The organism is Alkalilimnicola ehrlichii MLHE-1 (genome assembly GCF_000014785.1).
Lineage (GTDB): Bacteria > Pseudomonadota > Gammaproteobacteria > Nitrococcales > Halorhodospiraceae > Alkalilimnicola > Alkalilimnicola ehrlichii.
This window is the reverse complement of sequence record NC_008340.1, coordinates 28,818-51,545: the sequence shown is the minus strand read 5'-3', so window position 1 is coordinate 51,545 and position 22,728 is coordinate 28,818. Positions and strand designations below refer to the sequence as shown.

The following is a 22,728-nucleotide window of genomic DNA, read 5'->3' as shown; positions in this document are numbered from 1 at the left end:
GATCCGCCTTCAGTCGATGAACCGGTAATGACGGTCGCTGAGCATGAGGTCCAGCGTGGTGCGTTGGTCTCCCCGATCGGTGTTGAGGACCGCGTGGAGCTTGAACCGCAGCGCGGCCGGCTCGCTGCCCTGATCCATCACTTCCACCGACACCTGGCGGATACGCGGCTCGTAGCGCTCGATGCAGTCGCGGACAGCCCGCCGGATGCTTAACCTCAGGTCCAACGCCCCCAGGGTGGCGTCGTTGAAGTCCACCAGGCCCAGCCCGGGGGCGCAGGCGCAGTGCCCCGGGTGGCTGTTGAGCAGGTCCGCCAGGTGCGCCTTGATCGATTCGATCAGGACACCACCGTCGGCGGCGGACGGGCCGGGGTCCAGCGGCAGCCCCCCCAGACGCTCGAAAAGCCGGGGACCCCTCGGATAGGACCGGGACAACGCCATGGCCGGTTACTCCTTGTCCAGTCGACCGACAAGGGAGAGCTCGAAGTTGGCCCCCATGTACTTGAAGTGGGGACGCACGGCCAGCGAGACCTGATACCAGCCCGGATCGCCCTCCAGGTCGGAGACCTGGATGGAGGCGGCGCGCAGGGGGCGCCGGCTGCGCACCTCCGCCGGCGGGTTTTCCTGGTCCGCCACGTACTGCCGGATCCAGTCGTTCAGCTCCCGCTCCAGGTCCTGGCGCTCCTTCCAGGCACCGATCTGCTCGCGCTGCAGCACCTTGATGTAGTGGGCGAGGCGATTGACGACGAACAGATAGGGCAGTTGCGTGCCCAGCTTGAAGTTGGTCTCCGCCGCGCGGCCCTCCGCCGTGTTGGGAAAGCGCCGGGGCCGCTGCACCGAGTTGGCCGAGAAGAAGGCGGCGTTGTCGCTGTCCTTGCGCATGGTCAGGGCGATGAACCCTTCCTCGGCCAGTTCGTACTCCCGCCGGTCGGTGATCAGCACCTCGGTAGGGATCTTGGCCTGCAGTTGGCCCATGGACTCGAAGGTATGCACCGGCAGGTGCTCCACGGCACCGCCGCTCTGCGGGCCAATGATGTTCGGGCACCAGCGGTAACGCGCGAAGCTGTCGGTAAGCCGCTCGGCGAACAGATAGGCCGTGTTGCCCCACAGGTAGTGCTCGTGGCTCTCGCTGACCGACTCCCGGTAGTTGAAGGTCTTTACCGGGTTCTCCACCGGGTCGTAGGGCATGCGCAGCAGAAAGCGCGGGGCCGTGAGGCCGAGGTATCGGGCATCCTCGCTCTCACGCAGGCTGCGCCAACGGGCGTATTTGGGCCCCTGAAGGGTGGCGGCCAGGTCCTTGATGTTGGGCAGGTCCTGGTAACGCTCGATACCGAAGAACTCCGGGGCCACCGACGAGATGAAGGGGGCGTGGGCGGTGGCCCCCACGGCGGCGCTGTACTGGAGGAGCTTGATGTCCGGGGTGGTGGGCTGGAAGTCGTAGACCCCGATGACCCCCGCCACCGGGTCGCCGCCGAACTGACCGTAACCGGAGGCGTAGACGTGCTGGTACAACCCGCTCTGGGGCAGTTCCGGCGAGAACTCGAAATCCTCCAGCAATTCCTCCTTGCTGGCATGGAGGAGGTTCAGGCGGATATTCTCGCGGAAGTCCGTGCGATCGACCAACAGCTTGAGGCCACGCCAGGCGGACTCCAGGCGCTGGAATTCGGGCAGATGAAGGATCTCGTCCACCTGCTGCCCGATCTTGCGGTCCAGTTCGACGATCATCCGGTCGACCACCGCTTTATTGACCTGCGGCGTCTCCTCCCCCTCACCCTTGAGCAGCTCGCTGATGAAGGCCGCAACACCCTGCCGGGCGATATCGTAGCCCTCGTCGCTGGGCGCCATGCGGGTCTTGGCCATGATCTGGTCCAGCAGGGGGCCGTCCGATGCCGCTGACGCGGTGTGCTCGGCTACCATTTCGTTCATTGGGGTGACTCCTCGCTTCCGTTGCGGGCACCGATCACTCGGTGTCGTCCTCAGGGGACGTGACGCGCTTCAGTTCCTCCAGCAACCGTTCCCGGACCGACTCGCTCTCCAGCAGGTCCTGCAACTGCCTGCGGAACGCCGGGATATTGCCCAGCGGCCCTTTCAGGGCCACGAGGGCCTCACGCAGGGCCACCAGCTTGCGGAGTTCCGGCACCTGCTGTGCCAACCGGTCGGGGGCAAAGTCATCCAGCGCCTTGAAGGAGAGGCGGACGGGCAGATCGCTGACCTCGTCACCGGCCTGCAGCCGGTTGGGCACGCAGGCCTCCAGGCCCAGGCCCGACTCGGCGAGCACGGAGTGAAAGTTGTTCTTGTCCACGGAGACCGCCGTTCTCTCCTCGATCGGCGTCTCCTCGGAACCGCCCTTGAAGTCGCCAACCACCAGCAGCTTCAGTGGCAGCTCGGCCTCGGACGCCTGGTCTCCGGTGGCGGGCACATAACGGATATTGATGCGCTCTCTGGGCGCGACCGTTCCTTGGTCGGACATCGTTTCACTCCCTGTGGTGGGCTCGCAGAACGGAGCGGGGGACAGCACGCACGCAAGGGCGATCCACAACCCTCATGGGGTGCGGCTGAACGGGGATACCGGGTATACCGGTGGCATGAATAGGGAGACAATCCATTGTCTGACTTACTCTTCCTTGATTCGGCGCGGCCCACTGCAGCACAGCAAACCGCGTTGACTGGATCGGGTAGCCTTCCTGGCTACGTTTTAGGATTAGCACGGACCGATTCCGGCTTGCAAGCCCCCCCCACACGCTGCCCCGGTGGTTTGCTTGACAGGTCCGGGGCCCCCTCTTAGGCTGCTCCGAATCGGATTCCCATGCCAACGGACTGGCCATGCCTACGGACAACGGACTGTACCTCGCCCTCTCGCGCCCCGGCGCGGCGGAGGCCGACCTGCCCCGGGTCACCGGGTTCTTGCTGGATGAGCACCTCTCCCGGCCCTTCACGCTGACCCTGGACCTGGTCCACCCCTCGCCCGATATCGCCCCCGACGACTGGCTTGAGCAGGGCCTGGCGCTGGTGATCCATCAGGGGGGTGCGGTCACCCGCCGGGTCCACGGCATCGTCACCGAGTTCCAGCGCGGCCGCACCGGCGCCCGCCCCACGACCCGGACGCCGGCCCGCGGATGGAGGGCCCGCAGATCGCCCGGGTGGTGGGCCCCGAGGGGGAGGCGATCCATTGCGATGAGCACGGCCGGGTCAAGGTCCGTTTCCCCTGGGACCGCTACGCCGCCGATGACGAGCACGCCAGCGCCTGGCTGCGCGTCGCCCAGCCCTGGGCCGGGCCCGGCTACGGCGGGCTGTTCCTGCCCCGGGTGGGCCATGCGGTGATCGTCGACTTCCTGGCCGGCGACCCGGATCAGCCGGTGATCACCGGCCGGGTCTACGATGGCCACAACACCCCGCCCTATCCGCTGCCCGCGCACAAGACCCGCAGCGTGCTGCGCAGCCGCAGCCAGGACGGTGAGGGCTACAACGAACTGCACTTCGAGGATGCCCGCGAGGCCGAGCGCATCCACCTGCACGCCCAGCGCGATCTCGACCTGCACACCCGCAACGACCGCTCCGAGACCATCGGCCGCCACAGCCACCTGGGCGTCCACGGCGACCGGCTCGCGGAGATCCACGGCGACGAGCACCTCACCGTGCAGGGCGAGCGGCGCGAGCGCACCGGTGGGGATCAGCATCTCAGCGTGGAGGGCACCCTGCATCTCAAAGCCGGTGAGGCCTGGCTGAGCGAATGCGGCCGGGAACTGCACGTCAAGTCGGGGCACAAGGCGGTCATCGACGCCGGTGCCGAGATCACCCTCCAGGCGGGCGGCAGTTTCATCAAGGTCGATCCCTCGGGCATCACCCTCAGCGGCCCCGGCATCCGCATGAACTCCGGGGGCAGCCCTGGATCGGGCTCGGGCCAGGCGGCCCTCGCACCGGAGGTGCCGCGGGAGGCGGAGTTGGCATCGCAAAGGGAGGTGGAGCCGGCCCCTAACGTGCCGCGTATTGAGCCGATTCGGCAGGAGGCAGCCCTGCGCCAGGCGATGGCTTTGACACAGCCCTGCACACCCACTGGCGATGACGAGGGATCGGCATGACCACGGGGGCACTCCCCAATAGCGCGCCACCGTCGGCGGCTGCCCTCGGTGACGGGAAGCACTACCTGCTGCTCGACGGCATAGCGCTCGAACCTCTGGAACGTTGGCTCTACGAGCACCTCGATACACCCGTCTATGAGCCGCTCTACCTGCACACGCCGCTGGAAGCGTGTCGAAAGCTCTCGCCATGCCTGGTGGCTCTGGAGCCGGGCAGCCTGGTCTGGGAGAGGTTCCTGGAACAGGGCGCGGTCGAGAGCTGGGGCTGGCTCATGGCCAGCGATGCCTCGCTGGAGGAACTCGCGGCGCATCTGCGCTGGCTGTTGTTTGTCGAGCACCCCCTGGAAGGCGAAAAGATACTACGGCTGGCCTCGGCCCAAGTCGTGCACTGCCTGCTCGAGGCGGAGCCGGAGCCCTCGCAAAGCCCGCTCCTGGGGGTGATCGGCGCGCTATGGTTGCCGATAGCCGAAGACGACGGCATCACCTGGCGCCATCTGACCAACACCCAGGGTGAGCCGGTACGGCACCGGAAGCGCTTCAGGCTGCAGCCAGCACATCTCGAATCGCTGAGTCGTATCGCCTGGCAGCGTTTCGCCGGAGAGCTGGCACAGCACCTCCAGGCATTCTTCGCCCACGGCCCGCTGATCAGCGAATGCGGGACGGCTGGCATGGCCGCTCGGCGGGTCATCGATACCACACGGGAGCTGGGCTTCACCGGTCGGCGCGCCCACTACTACATGGCCAACATCCTGGGGGCCTATGGTCCGGCGGCCCTGGATGAACAGCGCATGCCGGATCTGGCTCGGCACGTCACCCAGACCAGCGGCACCCCCATGGAGCGACTCAAGGCCGCCGCCACCGAGGCCCGGCGGCTAGCGAGCAGGGAGAGCAAGGCATGAGCACCGACATGGAAGCCGCCAACCGCGTCGCGGAGAGCCGGAACGATAACGACCCGGGCCAAGAGCAGGGGCTCTGCCCTCTTACGCGCGGTGAGCTGCAGCTGGTCCCGGTGCGGTATGCCCTGGTCGAGGCGCCCGAGGCGGATCGGGCCTCGGGCACGCCGGGCTTCCGGCCCGTTCATGACGGCAGTTTCCGTCGCTGTGGCGTACGGCCGGTACGGGAAGGCTGGCTCTACCTGGTACACAGCTCAACGCCCGATGAGCTGCAGGTCTTCGAGGTCAAACCCGATGGCAGCGGCGATGCGATCATCGTCGAGCGCGAGGGCAGCATCCAGGTGCTGTTCAGTCCCTTGGCGCTGACGGCCGTGCACCAATCGATGCTGCTTAAACCTGCCTTCCGCGATCAGGTGATGACGCGGGTCAACGTTGGCGCCTACTGTCCGGGGGCGGGTACCGCTCACCTGCTCGATCCCGATGCCCTGGCCGACGTCCTGGCGGACGACCATGGCGAACACCGCGCGACCCCCAGCGCCCCGACCGAGCAGGACGGCGACCCGCTCGACCCGGGCAGCTACGCCTGGTGCGACGCGGAAGGCGAACACGCCGAGTGGCAGCGTGCGCGCGCCGCCGAGATCAAGGCGGCTATCCAGGGGGGCTTTCAGCAAGACAGCGCCTGCCTGGTAGTGGACGATATCGCCGGACGTATCAAGGACCTCGCCCAGGCGTGGGCCTGCCTGGCGGAACAACAGGGCCAGTGGGTCGACGAGAACGCGGTGGCGCTCTTCTCGGCACGAACCATCGAAGGCCTGATGTCGTTGAACCTGGCGCCTCACATTGCCAATGCAGGCGACGGCAATATTCCTGAGTGGCTGAGCGAAGCCAGTTATGCCGAGCGTAACGACCTGGAGTCGCTCGCCGAGCTCTATTCGCAGCATCGCGAAGCCATAGAGCAGGTCACTGCCCGTTCAGGCGGCCACCCGGGCTTCATTGGCGGGGCGCTGGCGCCCAACGGCATCGTCGACGTGATCCGCCGGCAGGCGATGGAAGACTTCCTGGCCTATGCCACCCCGATGCAGGCGCAGTGGCAGAGCGAGTATCACCGTATCGGGGCCGACCTGGCCGCCATACTGCCCACCTGGCACACCCAGGCCCTGCTGCTCGACCGCGAAGAGGAGCATCACATCCTGCTGACCTGCCTGCTGGAAAAGCAGGCCGTCGAGACCCTGCTGGCCTGCGGGCAGGAGGACTTCCTGTCGAGCTACTACGCCGGCGACGACCCGGTACCGGCACACCTGATGCATTACGTCCCCACCGCGTCCTTCGTGGAGGGATTCCTTTCCCAAAACACTGGCCTCCAGAAAGCGCTCACCCAGGCGTCCGCACTGATGGGCGCCCAGGGCGCACTCAGCCGCTACCAGCAGTGGCGGGGCGAGGTTGAACATCAGACCGGGCTGCGCTTTCGCAGCGTCGAGGGCCTCTCCGACGAAGCCCGAACCGCCATCGCGGGCGAAGTGCAAATCAAGGAGAAGCTGCTGGGGCAGGCGGTGCTCGGGACGTTGCTCGATGACGTACAGGATGTCGACCTGGGGCAGCGCATCACTACCCTGGCTTCGCGCTTGCCCGATGGGCAACGGCTGATGTTTGCCGAACGTCTGGGGCTGCTCGAGCTCGGCTGGGCCATCCCCGACCGCTCCGTACTGGGCCGCATCCAGCAAGCACTGGACCAGGCGGACTCGGCCGTGGCCAACCTGGCAACCCTTGAGCGCAGGCTCGAGCAGCTCTACCAGGAGCGCCAGGTCGAGTTGGCACGGGCGTCCAGGCGCGGCACCAGCCAGGCGCATCGCCGGGCCGCCGACCGGTTCAATGCCCGCAAAATCCGCGAAAGCCAGGCCGACATCAACCGGCACAGGCGCCTGCTGGGCGAGGCATTCGACGCCCTGGCCGAACACAGCTTCCCCGTCGACAAGGCCAATGGCCACGCCGTCCAGGTCGGCGGCCTGAGCCTGGCCGCCACCCGTGCCGCCCTGGCCGAGCGTGCCGCCGACCGGGCCGTTGCCCGTCAACCAGCCGCGACCCTGAACGACACCTTGAACACCCTGGTGCGCGACGAACAGGGCGAGCTGTCGGCGAGTCGGAGCCTGGGGGTGCTGGTTAATGGGAGCCTGTCGATGCTGGGTATGATCATGACCGGCGTGGCCCTGCGCAATACGCTTGATGCCTGGGGCGAAGAACGCCTCATGGAGCACGCCTTCGCGACGGGCTCTCACGCGACAGGGGCGGCAGCGAGCATCATGGCAATACGAGAAATGATCATCGACGCCCGCCATCGCAACCTCTACCAGGGGCGGGGCTTTCAGCAGGTGGCCTTGGCCGAGACCCGCGCCGCCGCCGGAAGCCCCGCGCAACTGGAGCGCTGGGCAAGGGTTGCCAATGGGGCGATGGGGGCCGTGGCCCTACTGGGTGGCTTTGCAGGTCTCTTAGAAACCTACAAGCAGTACAAACGAATGCAGGGATCAGAAACCCAGGCGGAGCGACTGGCCTTACAGGTTGCCTTTACAGGTGCGGCCGGAGTCGCCGGTGGTGGCTTCTTAATCGGCGGCATGAGCGCGCTTGGCAGGATGCTGGGCAAGCCCGCAGTCGCCTGGCGACTGCTGCTGCTGAAATTCGCCGGCCCCGCCGGCTGGGTGGTGGCGGTTGGCACCGCCCTGCTGATCATCGGCGAGGTGCTGGCCAATCGCTTCTCGTTGAGCCCTGTGCAGCGCTGGTGCCAGCGCAGTCACTGGGGGCGAGAAGATCAGGGCTGGGATCGCGAGGCCCACGAGCGGGAACTGGCCCGACTTGGCGATACCGATCTCACGGTGGAACGGCAGGGGCAGGCCGAGCCCCATGGCGGCCCGGGGCCCGGGCCGGCAGGCACCGACCTCGCCATACGCATTGGCTTGCCCGGGCTTGACGCCCCCAATGCGGAAAACCTCGCGCTGGGCCTCTGGGGCGTCACCCCTCGCCTCAAGGAAATGACCCGAGACTTTCTCGAACATGCCGAGCTCGAAAACCAGGGCTCGAGCTATGCCCTGCACTACCATTTCGATCCCGAAACATTGGCCGAATGCCACGAGTTCCGCCTCGTCATCCGCACGAAGGGCCCCGAAGCATCCACCACCCGGGTCTTCCAGTTGCATCGCCGCGGCACATCGCTCTCCGATGAGTGGAGGGAGATCTCCGCCCTCGGCGATCGTTTCCTCACGCGGTACCAAGTGGGCAACTGGCCGGACATGCCCCTGACGCCCTGGCCGTGACAACAAGGGACAGGACCTCCATGCCCAGATCAACCATCGACGATACGTTACCCCCTATGCGCGCCGGCGAACGGGAAAGCCGCGCCGGCGGCGAGCAGTACTGTCTCAGCCCTCTGCCGCTGCCCACCGACAGCGAACATGGCGTGGACGTGGCCCACATCGACGTTCGCCGCGACGAGGTCACGATGGACCTGCGCCAGGCTGCCAGCCTCGATAGCGTCCTGATTACGGGGCATATCTTTAGTGTCGGCCTGACGCTAATTTCGGGACTGGGGCTCCTTTTCTCCCTGAGTGCGGTGTACAAGGGCTCACTGCCCTTGGAGTTGGTTGCAGGGGGGCTGGGAAGCATTTACGCGGTTATATTGTTTCCTCTTTTTGCCGGCATTCTCTATCCCGATGTCGTACTGAGACGCATCCCCCCCATCCGCCTCCATCGCCAACGCCGGGAGGTGGCCTTCGTCGTGGATGCCCCCGGGCGGCGCTTCTGGCTGCCCGACCCAACCAACATGTGGTTGATGGCTTCTTCGGGTGTCATTGCCTCGCTGACCGGAATTATGGTTTTTGTGGACGTGTTCGAATGGATGGCGAATCCAGATACGGTCTTCCCTCTCAAGGTACTGCTGATCCACATCGCCTCCTTGGCCTTCCTGCCTCTCTATCCCTATTTCCATGACTTCTGCCGCAAGCTCGTCGGCCAACAGCGCCAGACCGTGTTGGTGCCCTGGGAGGACGTGATCGCGGTCTGCGGGTTCAACCCCAGCCTCAGCGCCGGGGCCGTCACCGGCTTCGGCTGGAACTTCGCTCTGATGCCGCCCGATCCGGAACGACCCGGCTATACCCTGCCCGGGGCCGGCATCATCGTCGGGGTCGGCGGCCTCCCGGGCGCGCTGGCCCAGTGGGAGTACATCCGCCGCTTCATGGAGGAGGGGCCCGAGGCCATCACCTCTTCCGCCCGGGAGTGGGGCCTCGAGTGGTACGACGCCTACGTGGCCCGGGAAAAGGCCGAGTGCGAACGCACCCACGACAAGGCCCGCTGGCGGCGCTTTCGGCGCGAGCAGTGGTGGAATCATGCACGCTTCGCCCACTGGTACACCGAGTACCGCATGAAGCATGTGCTGCCCAAGGCGGTGCCCAAGGGCTGGCTGGCGGGATGGTCCAGGCCCCTTCCCCGGGACCAGTGGGCCCGACCTTCGCGCGAACTCACTGAACTCGGCGAGAAGCTGCGGCAGGCCTACCAGCGCGGCGAGAAGTTCATCGAGATGGGCAATATCGAGAAACGCTTTGGGGTCGAGGTGGAGCCCTCCCCAGGTACGGCTTATCGCACACTGCCATTTGCGGCCAGCGCGGCCTGAGCCGGCGCCATGAGCCAGACACCAACCGTTACGCTGCTCCAGGCTGCCCAGCCCAGAGCTGGCCTGTAAAAGGTATGCGGCGGCAAAGGAGTAAGGCCATGGACCAAGGCTCATGGATGATGATCGATGGGGCGGTCAACCCCGGGCCATGGCGTCCTGCGTGGCACGGCCTACGCGGCGTTCGCGGGCGACTCCCGCGGCTGGCCGACTGGGCCGGCGACCTGGACGAGGAACTCGGCCACCTCTACCGGCTGCTCTACGAGCCGCGCATCCGGCTGGAGGCCCGCCAGGCCCGTAACCCCCGCTCCGGCGATGTCCACCACTACCGTGTCCTGCTGGTCACCTTCCCCGGCGCCACGCCCTTCCCGGGCATGTTCACTCTGGAGGCCACCGAGCGCTGGCGCACCGGGCTGGTCCGGCATGACGAACGCAGCCGGACCATCACCGAAAAGGATCTCGACCTCGACATCGGTGGGGCGGAGGCGCCCGACGGCCCCGTCTACCGACTCATCTACCACGACACCCGGGACGGCGACCGGCTGAGCTCCCTCTCCGGCACCCTGTACTATCGCCCGTTCCCCGATCTCACCCTGCCTCCCATCCGGATCAACTAGCCATGCACCACCTGCGCCGGTTCTTCGCCGATCTCTCCCGCAATATCGGGCTCGCCGACGAGGTCATCACCCTGCGCCCCGACCGGCGCGCGGCCGCCCAGCCCATGCAGGCCGGCGACGTCCAGGACCAGACCGAGCACTACCTCGATATCACCACCGGAAGCTCAAGGGGCCTGTGGACCGGGTTTTGGGGATGGGGAACGCTGATGGGTCTAGTAGTGATGTCACCCAACTTTTTCCACGGGGGAGAGAGAGCGGTATTCGCTTTGCAGGTCAATGGAGCCATGGCCGGCGTCACCCTGGTCTTCTTCCTGCTCGAGGTCTTCTGGCCCGCGGCCCTGCCCCTGCGCTTCAATCGCCGCACCCGCGAGGTCTACTTCCAGGACGGCAAAAAGCTCTACCACACCCCCTGGGACGAGGCCGTCGCATGGCTGCAGGAAACCCGCCAGGTCACCCACCATGCCGGCGTCAACCGGCTCACCCCCCTGCAGATCCTCCTCCAGCGCTTCCAGCAGCCCGACGAGGTCATCGCCGTCAATCTCAACCTTCCCATGGGCCACACCGCCCAGACCCAGGCCATGCTCTGGGAGTACCTACGCTGTTACATGGAAAACGGCCCCTGGTTCGACGAGCAGGGCCGAAACACCCCCGAATCCACCCGCCAGGCGGTGCGCAAACGCTTCGCCCAGCGCAATCGCACGGGCAAGATCGACATCGAACTCCACCGGGAGTTGGTCGACATGGGCATCATGACCCGCGACCGCATGTGGTTCACCAACGCCTTCCAGGCCGTCATGCTGCCCGCCCTCGTCCTGCGCGACTTTGTCTGGCAGTTGGCCCAGCGCCGCGCCGCCCGCAGCCAGTGGCACCCGCTCGTGCGCGAACGCTGCCGCGCCGACGGCCCCACCTCCCGACTCTACGACATTGAGCGCGACCAGGGCCTGCACCCCGACGCCCCGCAAACCCTCGATCCCCACACCCAGCGTCGCTCTTCTCCGCACGAACCATCGAAGGCCTGATGTCGTTGAACCTGGCGCCTCACGTTGCCAATGCAGGCGACGGCAATATTCCTGAGTGGCTGGGCGATCCGCCAGCAACGCCCAAATCTGCAGTTCCCCGCCACCGTGCGCAGTCTGACCCCCGAAACGGACACGTCATCATGATCCGCAACGCACCCCACTCCGAATCGCTGGCAGCACGCATCAATGGCGCCGAGCGCCAGCGATCGATGGGCGCGCAGGGCGCCATGCTGCGCCACCGAATCCATGACCGGATGACGTCCCCGGCGCTGTTGGGTTCGGCTGCCGGCCTGGGCTTTCTGCTCGGAAATCGCCATCGAGTTGCCCAGCCCGAAGTCCACGCCTCAATGCCGAACTGGCAGCGGGAAGAGCGCTGTATTCGTGTGTGATCTCGGTATGTTCGCGAGCGTACCGACCCCAGGCTGGGGTCGCCCTATTGTGGCGTAGAGTCAGTAGCTTAAGCGTCATGATGCGAGACTCGGGCTCTGGTTTAGGAGCTAAAATCCGATGACAACCAATCTGAAAGCCGTGAATCTTGCCCTGCAGGGCGGTGGCGCGCATGGTGCGTTCACCTGGGCGGTGCTGGACCGCATTCTCGAGGACGGCCGGCTGTCCATATCAGGCCATTGAGATCGATGGTGTGCCGTACTGGGATGGTGGCTACATGGGCAATCCGTCTCTGTTCCCCTTTCATGGCGCGACCGACACCGACGATGTCGTGGTGATCCAGATCAATCCAATCAAGCGCAAGGGCACACCAAGGACGCCGCAGGAGATTGAGCACCGGATGAACGAGATCAGCTTCAACGGCAGCCTGCTAAGGGAACTTGGCTCGATAGACTTCGTCGATCGCTTGATCCGCCAGGGCAAGCTTTCGACAGACGACCACCCTTAGGTGCGCGTGCATATCATCGAAAACCAGGCGGGAGCTGAAGCCGCTGAGCGCCTCGTCGTGTATGAACGTCGAATGGGCGTTTCTCACCAAGCTGCGTGACATGGGCCGCGACACCGCGACACGCTGGCTGGACGAGAACTTCGCTGGCATCGGCGAGCGTTCCACCGTCGACCTGCACGAGATGTTCCAAGGCATTGGAGCGGAACACCAGGGAGGGTTGGCGCACGGACAGCATCAGCCGGTGCGGAGACCCGGCGGCGGGCCCCCGCCGACGATCCCAAGCAAAACCAACACGCCGATCACCAACACAACCACACCAATTACGACCCGGAACGGTTTGAGAGCCTTGCCTGCACGCGCGAGGTGACTACCAATGGCGGGGATCTTCGCAAGCGCGCTGGCCGCTAATAGGAGGCCAGCCACAATTAGCACCAGCCCCGTGACACTCATAACGTTAAGCACACCGACTATCAGAGCGACAACACCGATCACGGCCTCGAAAGGGGTAAGCTTGCCAACGACCTTGGCCCCAGCCGACCCCCTACCAATGATGGGTGTAATCAGCAGCAACCCCGCAAGTATCGCAACGATACCTTCAATCACTATTCTCTCCCCGTTTAGATCCGCTTAAGCAAAGTCGCCCGTGCATCCGCCGTTGCTACTTGCGGGAGGAGTCCATATACGACTTGCTAGGCGCTGGCGCCCCCGAAACATACCTTCCGTACTGAGGTCTTCGTCGAATTCCGGCCAGTAGATGCCGTAGCCGGCACAGGCTCAATCCAGGACGTCGCAGGGCAGTCGTCCCGATCTAAGTGGGCATCACTCCTACGGGGCGGGTTTCAATGAAGGTAGTCGAAACCCGGCTACCCGCCAACCGGTTGGTTTGGTCGGGTTCCTCGTTGCACTCCCCCATCATGGACACCTCCCTCCTTCCGGCTACCGCCGTCGCAGGTTGATCGCCTACCCCCTCGGGCAAGCCGAAAGCCTTCACGCGGAAACCAACAAAAAACCTGTTGTACAATCGGGCCCATGACTGAGCACAGCGATACCATGCACATCCGGGTCAATGGAGAGGACCGCGAGGTCCGCACCGGCATCACCGCCGCCGAGTTGCTGGAGGAGATGCAGTTGGGCGGCCGGCGACTGGCCCTGGAGGTCAACGAGGACATCGTCCCGCGCAGCCGCTTTGAGCAGCACCGCCTGCAACCCGGCGACCGCGTCGAGGTGGTCCAGGCCATCGGCGGCGGCTGACCCGCAGCGTTATCGCACCCCTTGTTCCAGCCCCTCTATTCAGGAGCAGATTGGCCCATGGAAGCCTCGCAGGACACCTTCACCGTTGCCGGCCGAACCTTTCAGTCCCGTCTGCTGGTGGGTACCGGCAAGTATCGCGATCTGGACGAGACCCGCGAGGCCATCGAGGTCAGCGGTGCGGAGATCGTCACCGTCGCCATCCGCCGCACCAATATCGGCCAGAACCCGGACGAGCCCAACCTGCTCGACGTCATCTCCCCCGAGCGCTACACCCTCCTGCCCAACACCGCCGGTTGCTACACCGCCAAAGACGCGGTGCGCACCTGCCGCTTGGCGCGGGAGCTGTTGGACGGGCACAACCTGGTCAAACTGGAGGTGCTCGGCGACGAGAAGACCCTCTACCCGGACATCCCCGCCACCCTGGAGGCGGCGGAGCAGCTGGTGGCGGACGGTTTTGACGTGATGGTCTACACCAGCGACGACCCGATCACCGCCAAGCGCCTGGAGGAGGTCGGTTGTGTCGCGGTGATGCCCCTGGGGGCGCCCATCGGCTCCGGGCTGGGTATCCAGAACCACTGGAACATCCTGACCATCGTCGAGAATGCCTCGGTGCCGGTGTTGGTGGATGCCGGCGTGGGGACCGCCTCCGATGCCTCCGAGGCCATGGAGCTGGGCTGTGACGGGGTGCTGATGAACACCGCCATCGCCGGGGCCCAAAGACCGGTGCTGATGGCCAGCGCCATGCGCAAGGCGGTCGAGGCAGGGCGCGAGGCCTACCTGGCCGGGCGCATCCCGCGCAAGCGGTTTGCCAGTGCCTCCAGTCCGCTGGAAGGCACCTTTTTCTGACATGGAGCGCCGCGCAGACGCTGCCACCGGCAAGCGCCCGATCCGCAGCTTCGTGCGCCGGGAGGGGCGGCTGACCGCCGGGCAACAACGGGCACTGGAGCTGCTCTGGCCGGCGTTCGGGCTGGAACGGCCGCCTGCCGGCCAGCCGCTGGATTTGGATCGCGCCTTCGGCCGGCGGGCGCCGAGGATCCTCGAGATCGGCTTCGGCAACGGCGAGTCGCTGGCCGAGCAGGCGGCCACCCACCCGGAGCGGGATTACCTGGGTATTGAGGTGCACCGGCCCGGCGTCGGTCACCTGCTGATGGAGGTGGAAAAGCGCCACTTGGGCAACGTACGGGTAATGATGGCCGATGCCGCCGAGGTGCTGGCGCACCATATCCCGGACGGGAGCCTGCACGGCGTGCAGCTCTTCTTTCCTGACCCCTGGCCGAAGAAGCGCCACCACAAACGCCGGCTGGTTCAGCCACAGTGGGTGCGGGCGGTGGCGGCCAAGCTCGCACCCGGCGGTTTTCTGCACCTGGCCACCGACTGGGCGGACTATGCCGAGCACATGCTGGATGTGCTGGAGGCGGAGCCGGACCTGGAGAACACCTGCGGCCCGCGCCAGTTCAGCCCGCGGGGTGAGCGTCCCGAGACCAAGTTCGAGCGGCGGGGCTTGCGCAAAGGCCACCAGGTGTTCGACCTTTACTATCGCAAGCGCGAGCATCCAGGCTGACACCACATCGCGCCCGAGGAACAAGGGGGGCTCATGGAGTACCGCAAACTGGGTCATACCGATATCGAGGTCAGCGCCCTCTGCCTGGGCACCATGACCTTCGGCGAGCAGAACACCGAGGCCGAGGCCCATGAGCAACTGGACCAGGCCCTCGCCCGGGGGATCAACTTCATCGACACCGCCGAGATGTACCCGGTGCCGGCCAAAAGCGAGACCGGCGGCCGCACCGAGCGCTATATCGGCAGCTGGCTGAAGCGGCGCCGGCGCCGCGAGGACGTGGTGCTGGCCACCAAGATCGCGGGGCCGGGCCTGGAGACGGTACGTGAGGGGAGGACCCGCTACACCCACGCCCACCTGGTGGAGGCGGTGGAGGGCTCCCTGCAACGGTTGCAGACCGACTATATCGACCTCTACCAACTGCACTGGCCGGAGCGGAAGACCAACTATTTCGGCAAGCTGGGCTACCAGCCCGATCCGCGGGAGCCGGACCCCATCCCGCAGCTTCGCGCCACCCTGGAGGCGCTTTATGACCTGGTGGAGGCGGGCAAGATCCGCCACATCGGGCTGTCCAACGAGACCGCCTGGGGGGTGATGCGCTGCCTGTGGTTGGCCGAGCAGCAGGATCTGCCGCGCGTGGTCAGTGTCCAGAACCCCTACAACCTGCTCAACCGCAGCTACGAGGTGGGTCTCGCCGAGGTCTCCCACCGCGAGGGTGTGGGGCTGATGGCGTACTCGCCACTGGCCTTCGGGGTGCTCAGCGGCAAGTACCTGGACGGCCGCTGGCCCGAGGGGGCCCGTCTGTCGCTGTTCGAACAGTTCCAGCGCTACACCGGGCAGCGCGGGGTGCAGGCGACCGCCGATTATGTGGCCCTGGCCCACCGCTTTGGCCTGGATCCGGCACAGATGGCCCTGGCCTGGGCCACCTCACGCCCCTTCGTGACCAGCACCGTCATCGGTGCCACCGATCTGAACCAGCTGGAGACCAACATCGACAGCATGGACCTGACCCTGGACGATGAGCTGCTGGAGGCCATCGACGCCGTCCACGCCGGCAACCCCAACCCCTGCCCCTGATAGGGCAGCGCGGTTGACCGCGTCCGGGGCACACCCTAGGATTAGTGCTGTCAAGGACGACGCGACGTGCTAACCCTACCCAGCATCCACCCGGAGGCGTGATCATGGATGATCCGACGCTCAACCCCTCCCCGGTCCGCCCGGCCGCTGCGGCCGCGCCGCGGGGCACCCCCGCACCCTCGCTTCTCTCTGAGCCCTTGCACGATGCCACGACCGGACCGCTGGCCGCCGTCAACGAGCACCTGCACCGGCTTCACCCCCCACCGCCGGGCGGCGGGGCGCCTGCCCGCTGGAGCACCACCGGCGGGCAGGCCCGGACGCGGCCCGACGGCGCGGGGGAGAGCAGCGTTGCGGCACTGATAAAGGCCCTGGACGGTCTGCCCGCCGAGCCGGGTCTGCTGGGGCTGGATGTCACCGATGTGCGCCAGTGCCGGGCGCTGCTCGACTACTGCGCGCTGATTGCGGCCACCCTGGCCCGCGACCCGATGGGCCGCCGCTGGCTCTATCGCCGGCTGCGGGATCGCAGCGGCCTGCTGGGCCTGGCCCCCTTTAACTTCCAGCCGGCGCTGGCACGGCTGCTGGACGCACTGGCCGGGCGCCTCCAGCGGCCCGCTGGCGGCGGAGGCAGCGGCCTCCCATCCGCCCACCCCGGTGGGGACCGGCCCGCTCCCCAGACCGTGCTGGACCTGAAGGCGTTGCAGGCCCATCCCCTCTACCGGGCCCTGCCCGAGAGAACCCGGGCCGCCATCCGCGCCCTGCGCCGGGTGGCAGGTGGACCGGAGCCGACCAGCTGGGAGGCCCTGGCCGGCTATCTGCTGCCGGCGCTCTGCCGGGAGGCGGACGGGCGGCACAGCCTCGCCTTCTCCTTACTGGTCCTCCTGACCCAGGGCTCCCGCACGATCGGGACGGCGCTCGAGCTCCAGCGCGACGATCACCATGTGCAGTGCCACCGGGCCTGGCGACGCCACCCTTTCTTGCTCCAGGGCGCTGTCCAAAGCCGTGCGCAATGCCTCCAGGGCTGTGCGCCCGTGCGGGACGCCCCCTGGCAGGCCCGGGAGCACAGCCGCTCGCGGGCGCTGCTGACCCTCTACCGGAAAAACCTTCGCCGCCTGCTGCTGGCCGCCCCCCAACGGTTCACGGTGGTACGACCCGGCGCACTGTCGCGCGACCCCGGGGCCCGGGCGCGGGCCCTGCTGGCAGTCCTGGACAGAACCGAGGGCAGTGCCGTGGCCGCATCCATTGGCGCCGATAAGCCCACCCACCCGGCCTTACGCCACTGGCTGGAGGAGGGTGCGGAGGCCCCGCCTTTGCTGATGGCCGGAATGGCACTGACCAACGCCTGCGCCAATCGCGGCCTGCTGGGTGACAGCACCGCGGAGCGGGCCCTGGGCCGGCAAGTGATCGACAGCGGCTGGGCCACCCTGGCGCTATGGTTGGCTCGCCTGTGCGCCAATCACGGGGCGAGGGAGACGGGCTCCCCGGCATGGATGGTCGCCGGGGCTGCGATGGCAACCATCACCGGCCTGGGGCGGGAGCGGGCGTAGCGCCCGCGGGGCTCAGTGCGCCTCCGGGCGCGGGTAGTCACGCTGCAGCGCCGCCAGCGCCCGGATCCGCTCCCGGGTCACCGCCTCGGCAATCTGGCGGCCCTTGAACCCGGCCTGGACGAAGGGCCGGGCGGTGACCGCCGCGGCGACCCGGTAAGCCTCGCGCAGAAACCTGGCCTGGGGATAGGGCTGATCCTCCAACCCCAGTCGGCCGCGGGCATCGGCCTCACAGGCGAGTAGGAAGGGCTCCAGGCGGGCCTGCCGGCGGAACAGATCGAGCCCTTCGAGCAACTTCAGCAGGGTGCTGGCGCGCAGCTCGAAGGCCCGGTGGGCCTGCAGGTGATACCGGCAGACCAGGCGGGCCAGGTCGCGGCACTCGCGGGGGGCACGCAGGCGCTCGCAAAGCGCCTCCACCAGGGGCACGCCGCGGTGTTCGTGGGCCGGATGGCGGGGCCAGACCTGCGAGGGCGTGGTCGCCTTGCCCAAATCGTGCAGCAACACCGCCCAGCGCACCGGCAGGTCACCGCCCAGGCGGGCCGACTGCGCCAGCGCCAACAGGGTGTGCTCGCCGGTATCCCCCTCCGGGTGGTAGGCCTCCGGCTCGGGGATCCCGAACAGCCGGTCGAGTTCCGGCAGCACCCGGGCCAGCGCACCGCATTCGCGCAGCACCCGGAAGAACGGGACCGGTGTGTCCTCGAGCAGGGCGCGGGAGAGTTCCTGCCAGACCCGCTCGGGGACCAGGGCATCCACCTCGCCATCGGCAACCATCTTGCGACAGAGCGCCAGCGTCTCGGGGGCGACGCGAAAACCCAGCGGCTGGAAGCGGGCGGCGAAGCGGGCCAGCCTGAGGATCCGCACCGGGTCCTCGGCGAAGGCCGGGGAGACGTGGCGCAGCAGGCGCTGCTCCAGGTCGCGGCGACCATCGTAGGGATCGATCAGGGTGCCGTCGTCGGCACGGGCCATGGCGTTGATGGTCAGGTCCCGCCGGGCCAGGTCCTGCTCCAGGGTCACCTCCGGGCTGGCGTGGAACGCGAAGCCGTGGTAGCCACGCCCGGTCTTGCGCTCGGTGCGCGCCAGGGCGTACTCCTCGTGGGTCTCGGGGTGGAGAAAGACGGGGAAGTCCTGACCCACCGGGCGGTAGCCGCGCTGTTTCAGGTCCTCAGGCCGGGCGCCCACCACCACCCAGTCGCGCTCCCGGACCTCACGGCCCAGGAGTTGGTCCCGCACGGCGCCACCGACCAGGTAGACCTTCACGGGTCAGCGACGGGCCTCGCGGCGCAGGGACTGGTAGCGGTTGTTTTTCTCGTGCGGGCCAAGAAAGGTCGGGACCACCGCCTCCACCGCCGTGGGGTGGATGCCCAGCTTGGGCAGGCCGTTGTCGTCGGAGACATTGGGCACGGTGGCCGAGAGGTAGTTGTCCAGGCTGTAGGGCTTGCCCGGGACCAGGCCGAGCAGGCGGGCGTTCAGCCGCGACATGCCGTCGGACAGCGGCACGATGTGGCGCCGGATGCCGGCGATGCGCGCGGTGTATCGCACCAACGCCTCCAGGGTGTAGCGCTTCGGGCCCACCAAGTCGTAGACCTGGCCGCCGGTGGCCTGATCCTCCAGGCAACGGATGAAGGCGCTGGCCACGTCGTTGACCCACACCGGCTGAAACTCCGCATGCGGGGTGGGCAGGAACATGAACCCGGGGGAGAGCCGGAGCAGGCCGGCGAAGCGGTTGAAGAAGCTGTCTCCGCTGCCGAACACCACCGAGGGCCGGAAGGCAGTCACAGACAACCCGTCGCCGTGGGCCGCTATGGCCAGCCGCTCCCCCTCGCCCTTGGTCTGCTGGTAGAGGCTCGGACCCTCGGGGTCGGCCCCCAGTGCGCTCATGTGCAGGTAACGGCCGACGCCGGCCCGCTGACAGGCGGAGATGACCCGGCGCGGCAGCTCCACGTGGGCGCGGCGGAAGCCCTCACCCTTGGGACCGGAGAGCTCGTTGAGGATACCCACCAGGTTGATGACCGCGGTGCAGTCCTGGAAGGCCTCGACCAGCGCGTCCTCGTCGTTGACGTTCAGCTCCACCACCTCGACATTGGGCACCGGCAGCAAGTGGCGGCTGCGCTCGCGGTGGCGGGTGGGCACGATCACCCGGTGACCGTCGCGGCCGAGCCGCCCGGCGATGGTGGTGCCGATGAACCCGGAGCCGCCGAGGATACAGATGGTGTGCTTGGCCATGAGTCGGTCCCTGCCTCTTTCTGTTATCGTTAAACGCTTTCGCAGACGGTGTGGCTTATCCAGGCATTGTAAGCCACCGCGACTGGGGGAAAAAGCACCGCCCCAACGGGAGAGACACGTTGCTTGATATCCTGGTCTACCTGGCCGCGGGCGCCGTCGCCGGTCTGCTGTCGGGGCTGTTCGGCATCGGCGGTGGGGTCATTATCGTCCCGGTGCTGCTAGCCCTGTTCGCCCTGCGCGAGGTGCCGGCATCGGTGATCATGCACATGGCGGTGGGCACCTCCCTGGCCACCATCGTCTTCACGGCCATCAGTTCGGTCCGCTCCCACTGGCGGCGCGGCGGAGTGCTCGTGCCGGTGTTCCTCCGCCTGGCGGCGGGGATGTGCCTGGGTTCCGTGCTGGGGGCGCTGATCGCCGGCCAGATGAGCGGGGCACTGCTCAAGGCGGCGTTCGGGGTCTTCCTGCTGGCGCTCGGTCTTCAGCTCGCCTTCGGGCGAGGGCCGCGCCCCGGCCCTCGCCCGGCCACGCCCAGCGCCCTCATCCTGGCGCCTGCCGGCTCGGCCATCGGTGCGGTCTCGTCGCTGCTGGGGATCGCCGGCGGGGCGATGACCGTGCCGCTGCTGGCCCGCCTGGGGATACCCATGCGCCAGGCGGTGGGCACCTCGGCCGCCTGTGGGCTGCCCATCGCGCTGGTGGGGGCGGCGGCCTTCATGGCAACCGGGTTCGGTCATCCCGACCTGCCGCAGAGGGCCATCGGCTATGTCTATTGGCCCGCCTTCCTGGGGATCATCGCTATGAGCCTGTTCACCGCACCGCTCGGCGCCCGGCTCGCGCACCGGTTACCCCAACACATCCTGCAGCGCGCCTTCGCGCTGCTCCTGATCGTGCTGGGCCTGAACCTCCTGCGTCCACTGCTCCTCAGCGGCTGAGGCGGGCGCCGCCAGAAAAGCCGCTCGTGCTCAGAAGCGCAGGCTAACCCCCACCTGGAAGCCGTCGGCCACGCGCTCATCCCGCAACCCGCGCTCCATGTTGAAACGCAGGTAGCGATAGCCGGCATACAGGCTGGCCGCCTCGGTGATCTGTGCCTCCAGCCGCCCGGTGAGATCGGTGACCCGATCGGCGTCGCCGAAGGTGGTGATCTTCGGTGCAACCGTGCCGCTGAGGATCAGCGCCAGGGGAATGTCCGTGGGGATACCGAACCGGGCCGAGGCGCCCACACCCAGTGCGCCGACGGATTTGCTGGGCCGGTCCAGCCGGCCGCCGTAGGCCTTGACCCCGGCGCCCAGCTGCACCGGGCGGTACCCCTCACGGGCGTGACCGCGGACCGACAGCGAGCCGGTGGCCACGTAGTCATCGTTGTCGTTGTACAGAAAGCCCAGTCCCCAACGGGCCTGGCTGGCCTGGAAGGGCTGACCGGCCGGCATGGAGAAGTTGATCTCCGCCACCTCATCACTGAGGCCGATGTCCAGCTCCCGGGCCGAGACACCGCTGGCGGCGGTGAGGGCCAGACAGGCGACTAAAAGCTTACGAACCATGGTTACTCCTCTCAATGACGGCCCAGATGACCGGCCTGAGCCTCGCGTCAACTCAGGCCCAGCTTCTTTTCCAGGTAATGGATATTCATGCCCCCGGCCTGGAAGCCGGCGTCATCCATGATGTCCTGGTGCAGGGGGATGTTGGTCTTGATGCCGCTGATCACCACCTCGGACAGGGCCGTGCGCATGCGCGCGATGGCGCTCTCGCGGTCCTCGCCATGGGTGATCAGCTTGCCGATCATGGAGTCGTAGTAGGGCGGCACCTTGTACCCGCTGTAGATGTGCGAATCCACCCGCACCCCGGGCCCGCCCGGGGCATGGTACTGGTCGATAGTCCCCGGGGAGGGCAGGAAGCTGCGCGGATCCTCGGCGTTGATCCGGCACTCCACCGCGTGCCCGCGGATCTCGATGTCCTCCTGGCGGTAACGCAGCGGCTGGCCACTGGCCACCAGGATCTGCTCCTTGACCAGGTCCACGCCGGTGATCATCTCGGTGACCGGGTGCTCCACCTGCAGACGGGTGTTCATCTCGATGAAGAAAAACTCGCCGTCCTGGTAGAGGAACTCGAAGGTGCCTGCCCCCCGGTAGTTGATCTGGCGGCAGGCATCGGCGCAGCGCTCGCCGATGAAGCGGCGCTCCTCCTCGGTGATCCCGGGTGCGGGCGCCTCTTCGACCACCTTCTGATGGCGCCGCTGCATGGAGCAATCGCGCTCGCCCAGGTAGATGGCGTTGCCCTGACCGTCCGCCAGCACCTGGACCTCCACGTGGCGCGGGTTGTCCAGGTACTTCTCCATATAGACGGTGCTGTCGCCGAACGCGGACTGGGCCTCGGTCTGGGTGAGGGAAATGGCATTCAGCAGCCCGGCCTCCGAGCGCACCACGCGCATGCCGCGGCCGCCGCCGCCGGCCGCGGCCTTGATCAGCACCGGATAGCCGATCTCGCGGGCGATGCGCAGGTTGGCATCGGCGTCATCGGTGAGCGGACCGCCGGAGCCGGGGACACAGGGGATGTCCGCCGCCAGCATGGCGCGGATGGCGGCCACCTTGTCCCCCATGATACGGATGGTCTCCGCCTTTGGGCCGATGAACACGAAACCGGACTGCTCCACCCGCTCGGCAAAGTCGGCGTTCTCGGAGAGAAAACCATAGCCCGGGTGGATGGCCATGGCGTCCGTGACCTCGGCGGCGCTGATGATGGCCGGGATGTTCAGGTAGCTCTCGGCGGAGGCGGGCGGCCCGATGCAGACCGACTCGTCGGCCAGACGCACGTGCTTGAGGTCACGATCGGCCGACGAGTGCACGGCCACCGTGCGGATGCCGAGCTGACGGCAGGCACGCAGGACCCGCAGGGCGATTTCGCCGCGATTGGCAATGACGATCTTTTCCAGCATGAAG

At 67.2% G+C, this 22,728-nt stretch carries 23 protein-coding genes and 2 pseudogenes; 16 read left to right on the top strand and 9 right to left on the bottom strand.

Features of this window, described 5'->3' with window-relative positions; translation table 11 throughout:
• Window positions 1-9 precede the first annotated feature (9 nt).
• Genes tssE through tssB form a run of 3 tightly spaced genes read right to left on the bottom strand, consistent with a single transcriptional unit; the run spans window position 10 to window position 2,467 of the window.
• Window positions 10-438, bottom strand: a complete 429-nt coding sequence (tssE, locus tag MLG_RS00240; RefSeq protein ID WP_011627800.1) for a type VI secretion system baseplate subunit TssE — start codon at window positions 436-438, stop codon at window positions 10-12.
• A gap of 6 nt (window positions 439-444) precedes the next feature.
• Entirely contained in the window at window positions 445-1,923 is a 1,479-nt protein-coding gene (gene tssC / locus MLG_RS00235; RefSeq protein WP_011627799.1) for a type VI secretion system contractile sheath large subunit, read from the bottom strand.
• A 34-nt stretch (window positions 1,924-1,957) separates the two neighbouring features.
• Window positions 1,958-2,467, bottom strand: coding sequence for a type VI secretion system contractile sheath small subunit (tssB, locus tag MLG_RS00230; RefSeq protein WP_011627798.1), 510 nt, complete (start codon window positions 2,465-2,467; stop codon window positions 1,958-1,960).
• Between the two features lie 353 nt (window positions 2,468-2,820).
• Here tssB and MLG_RS15610 point away from each other — a divergent pair.
• From MLG_RS15610 to MLG_RS15505, 10 genes and pseudogenes are all read left to right on the top strand, one after another.
• Window positions 2,821-3,030: pseudogene (locus MLG_RS15610) on the top strand (type VI secretion system Vgr family protein); the annotation flags it as partial.
• An 83-nt stretch (window positions 3,031-3,113) separates the two neighbouring features.
• Window positions 3,114-4,076, top strand: a complete 963-nt coding sequence (locus MLG_RS00225) for a type VI secretion system Vgr family protein (RefSeq protein ID WP_011627797.1) — start codon at window positions 3,114-3,116, stop codon at window positions 4,074-4,076.
• Window positions 4,073-4,972 carry a DUF4123 domain-containing protein gene (locus tag MLG_RS00220; RefSeq protein WP_011627796.1) on the top strand — a complete coding sequence of 300 codons (900 nt, stop codon included), beginning with the start codon at window positions 4,073-4,075 and terminating at the stop codon, window positions 4,970-4,972. The genes MLG_RS00225 and MLG_RS00220 overlap by 4 nt, the downstream gene beginning before the upstream one ends.
• Window positions 4,969-8,268, top strand: coding sequence for a toxin VasX (locus MLG_RS15510; protein ID WP_011627795.1), 3,300 nt, complete (start codon window positions 4,969-4,971; stop codon window positions 8,266-8,268). The genes MLG_RS00220 and MLG_RS15510 overlap by 4 nt, the downstream gene beginning before the upstream one ends.
• Window positions 8,269-8,288: 20 nt before the next feature.
• Complete coding sequence (locus MLG_RS00210) at window positions 8,289-9,620, top strand: hypothetical protein (protein WP_011627794.1); 1,332 nt, start codon at window positions 8,289-8,291, stop codon at window positions 9,618-9,620.
• A 98-nt stretch (window positions 9,621-9,718) separates the two neighbouring features.
• On the top strand, window positions 9,719-10,234 hold the full coding sequence (locus MLG_RS00205; RefSeq protein WP_011627793.1) for a hypothetical protein: 516 nt from the start codon (window positions 9,719-9,721) through the stop codon (window positions 10,232-10,234).
• Between the two features lie 2 nt (window positions 10,235-10,236).
• A complete protein-coding gene (locus MLG_RS00200; protein WP_011627792.1) occupies window positions 10,237-11,253 on the top strand; it encodes a DUF6708 domain-containing protein in 1,017 nt (338 codons plus the stop codon).
• Window positions 11,253-11,642, top strand: coding sequence for a hypothetical protein (locus MLG_RS15300; protein ID WP_011627791.1), 390 nt, complete (start codon window positions 11,253-11,255; stop codon window positions 11,640-11,642). The genes MLG_RS00200 and MLG_RS15300 overlap by 1 nt, the downstream gene beginning before the upstream one ends.
• A gap of 118 nt (window positions 11,643-11,760) precedes the next feature.
• Window positions 11,761-11,883 (top strand): hypothetical protein, encoded by a 123-nt coding sequence (locus MLG_RS15795; RefSeq protein WP_269490048.1) that lies wholly within the window; start codon window positions 11,761-11,763, stop codon window positions 11,881-11,883.
• A gap of 34 nt (window positions 11,884-11,917) precedes the next feature.
• On the top strand, window positions 11,918-12,148 hold the full coding sequence (locus MLG_RS15505) for a hypothetical protein (protein ID WP_049753487.1): 231 nt from the start codon (window positions 11,918-11,920) through the stop codon (window positions 12,146-12,148).
• 234 nt (window positions 12,149-12,382) lie between these two features.
• On the opposite strand, the gene MLG_RS15500 is transcribed toward MLG_RS15505, so the two are convergent.
• Together MLG_RS15500 and MLG_RS15905 are read right to left on the bottom strand one after the other, a co-directional pair.
• Window positions 12,383-12,751 (bottom strand): hypothetical protein, encoded by a 369-nt coding sequence (locus MLG_RS15500; protein WP_049753486.1) that lies wholly within the window; start codon window positions 12,749-12,751, stop codon window positions 12,383-12,385.
• A 24-nt stretch (window positions 12,752-12,775) separates the two neighbouring features.
• Window positions 12,776-12,910, bottom strand: a pseudogene (locus MLG_RS15905) (hypothetical protein); the annotation flags it as partial.
• A 267-nt stretch (window positions 12,911-13,177) separates the two neighbouring features.
• Between MLG_RS15905 and thiS the strand changes: the two are divergent.
• The 5 genes from thiS to MLG_RS00165 all read left to right on the top strand — a co-directional run bounded on the left by thiS (window position 13,178) and on the right by MLG_RS00165 (window position 17,578).
• A complete protein-coding gene (gene thiS, locus MLG_RS00185; RefSeq protein WP_011627790.1) occupies window positions 13,178-13,399 on the top strand; it encodes a sulfur carrier protein ThiS in 222 nt (73 codons plus the stop codon).
• Between the two features lie 57 nt (window positions 13,400-13,456).
• Entirely contained in the window at window positions 13,457-14,245 is a 789-nt protein-coding gene (locus tag MLG_RS00180; protein ID WP_011627789.1) for a thiazole synthase, read from the top strand.
• Window position 14,246: 1 nt separating this feature from the next.
• Window positions 14,247-14,960 (top strand): tRNA (guanosine(46)-N7)-methyltransferase TrmB, encoded by a 714-nt coding sequence (gene trmB, locus MLG_RS00175; protein ID WP_011627788.1) that lies wholly within the window; start codon window positions 14,247-14,249, stop codon window positions 14,958-14,960.
• Between the two features lie 33 nt (window positions 14,961-14,993).
• A complete protein-coding gene (locus MLG_RS00170) occupies window positions 14,994-16,034 on the top strand; it encodes an NADP(H)-dependent aldo-keto reductase (RefSeq protein WP_011627787.1) in 1,041 nt (346 codons plus the stop codon).
• 104 nt (window positions 16,035-16,138) lie between these two features.
• Window positions 16,139-17,578, top strand: coding sequence for a hypothetical protein (locus MLG_RS00165; RefSeq protein WP_011627786.1), 1,440 nt, complete (start codon window positions 16,139-16,141; stop codon window positions 17,576-17,578).
• 12 nt (window positions 17,579-17,590) lie between these two features.
• On the opposite strand, the gene MLG_RS00160 is transcribed toward MLG_RS00165, so the two are convergent.
• Both MLG_RS00160 and MLG_RS00155 read right to left on the bottom strand, forming a co-directional pair.
• Window positions 17,591-18,832 (bottom strand): multifunctional CCA addition/repair protein, encoded by a 1,242-nt coding sequence (locus MLG_RS00160; RefSeq protein ID WP_011627785.1) that lies wholly within the window; start codon window positions 18,830-18,832, stop codon window positions 17,591-17,593.
• 3 nt (window positions 18,833-18,835) lie between these two features.
• On the bottom strand, window positions 18,836-19,798 hold the full coding sequence (locus MLG_RS00155) for a complex I NDUFA9 subunit family protein (RefSeq protein WP_011627784.1): 963 nt from the start codon (window positions 19,796-19,798) through the stop codon (window positions 18,836-18,838).
• A gap of 119 nt (window positions 19,799-19,917) precedes the next feature.
• Here MLG_RS00155 and MLG_RS00150 point away from each other — a divergent pair, with 119 nt between their 5' ends.
• Window positions 19,918-20,727, top strand: coding sequence for a sulfite exporter TauE/SafE family protein (locus MLG_RS00150; RefSeq protein ID WP_011627783.1), 810 nt, complete (start codon window positions 19,918-19,920; stop codon window positions 20,725-20,727).
• 30 nt (window positions 20,728-20,757) lie between these two features.
• Here the strand turns inward: MLG_RS00150 and MLG_RS00145 are convergent, their stop codons facing one another.
• Window positions 20,758-21,333, bottom strand: coding sequence for a YfaZ family outer membrane protein (locus MLG_RS00145; RefSeq protein WP_011627782.1), 576 nt, complete (start codon window positions 21,331-21,333; stop codon window positions 20,758-20,760).
• Between the two features lie 47 nt (window positions 21,334-21,380).
• Entirely contained in the window at window positions 21,381-22,724 is a 1,344-nt protein-coding gene (accC, locus tag MLG_RS00140) for an acetyl-CoA carboxylase biotin carboxylase subunit (protein ID WP_011627781.1), read from the bottom strand.
• Between the last annotated feature and the right edge of the window lie 4 nt (window positions 22,725-22,728).

Coding starts and splice junctions, on each gene's coding strand:
- trmB (WP_011627788.1), top strand. CDS start 14,247: ATGGAGCGCCGCGCAGACGCTGCCACCGGCAAGCGCCCGATCCGCAGC.
- thiS (WP_011627790.1), top strand. CDS start 13,178: ATGACTGAGCACAGCGATACCATGCACATCCGGGTCAATGGAGAGGAC.
- MLG_RS00165 (WP_011627786.1), top strand. CDS start 16,139: ATGGATGATCCGACGCTCAACCCCTCCCCGGTCCGCCCGGCCGCTGCG.
- MLG_RS00220 (WP_011627796.1), top strand. CDS start 4,073: ATGACCACGGGGGCACTCCCCAATAGCGCGCCACCGTCGGCGGCTGCC.
- accC (WP_011627781.1), bottom strand. CDS start 22,724: ATGCTGGAAAAGATCGTCATTGCCAATCGCGGCGAAATCGCCCTGCGG.
- tssC (WP_011627799.1), bottom strand. CDS start 1,923: ATGAACGAAATGGTAGCCGAGCACACCGCGTCAGCGGCATCGGACGGC.
- MLG_RS00170 (WP_011627787.1), top strand. CDS start 14,994: ATGGAGTACCGCAAACTGGGTCATACCGATATCGAGGTCAGCGCCCTC.
- MLG_RS00155 (WP_011627784.1), bottom strand. CDS start 19,798: ATGGCCAAGCACACCATCTGTATCCTCGGCGGCTCCGGGTTCATCGGC.
- MLG_RS15510 (WP_011627795.1), top strand. CDS start 4,969: ATGAGCACCGACATGGAAGCCGCCAACCGCGTCGCGGAGAGCCGGAAC.
- MLG_RS00200 (WP_011627792.1), top strand. CDS start 10,237: ATGCACCACCTGCGCCGGTTCTTCGCCGATCTCTCCCGCAATATCGGG.
- MLG_RS00145 (WP_011627782.1), bottom strand. CDS start 21,333: ATGGTTCGTAAGCTTTTAGTCGCCTGTCTGGCCCTCACCGCCGCCAGC.
- MLG_RS00180 (WP_011627789.1), top strand. CDS start 13,457: ATGGAAGCCTCGCAGGACACCTTCACCGTTGCCGGCCGAACCTTTCAG.
- tssE (WP_011627800.1), bottom strand. CDS start 438: ATGGCGTTGTCCCGGTCCTATCCGAGGGGTCCCCGGCTTTTCGAGCGT.
- MLG_RS15300 (WP_011627791.1), top strand. CDS start 11,253: ATGTCGTTGAACCTGGCGCCTCACGTTGCCAATGCAGGCGACGGCAAT.
- MLG_RS15505 (WP_049753487.1), top strand. CDS start 11,918: ATGGGCAATCCGTCTCTGTTCCCCTTTCATGGCGCGACCGACACCGAC.
- MLG_RS15795 (WP_269490048.1), top strand. CDS start 11,761: ATGACAACCAATCTGAAAGCCGTGAATCTTGCCCTGCAGGGCGGTGGC.
- MLG_RS00210 (WP_011627794.1), top strand. CDS start 8,289: ATGCCCAGATCAACCATCGACGATACGTTACCCCCTATGCGCGCCGGC.
- MLG_RS00225 (WP_011627797.1), top strand. CDS start 3,114: ATGGAGGGCCCGCAGATCGCCCGGGTGGTGGGCCCCGAGGGGGAGGCG.
- tssB (WP_011627798.1), bottom strand. CDS start 2,467: ATGTCCGACCAAGGAACGGTCGCGCCCAGAGAGCGCATCAATATCCGT.
- MLG_RS00205 (WP_011627793.1), top strand. CDS start 9,719: ATGGACCAAGGCTCATGGATGATGATCGATGGGGCGGTCAACCCCGGG.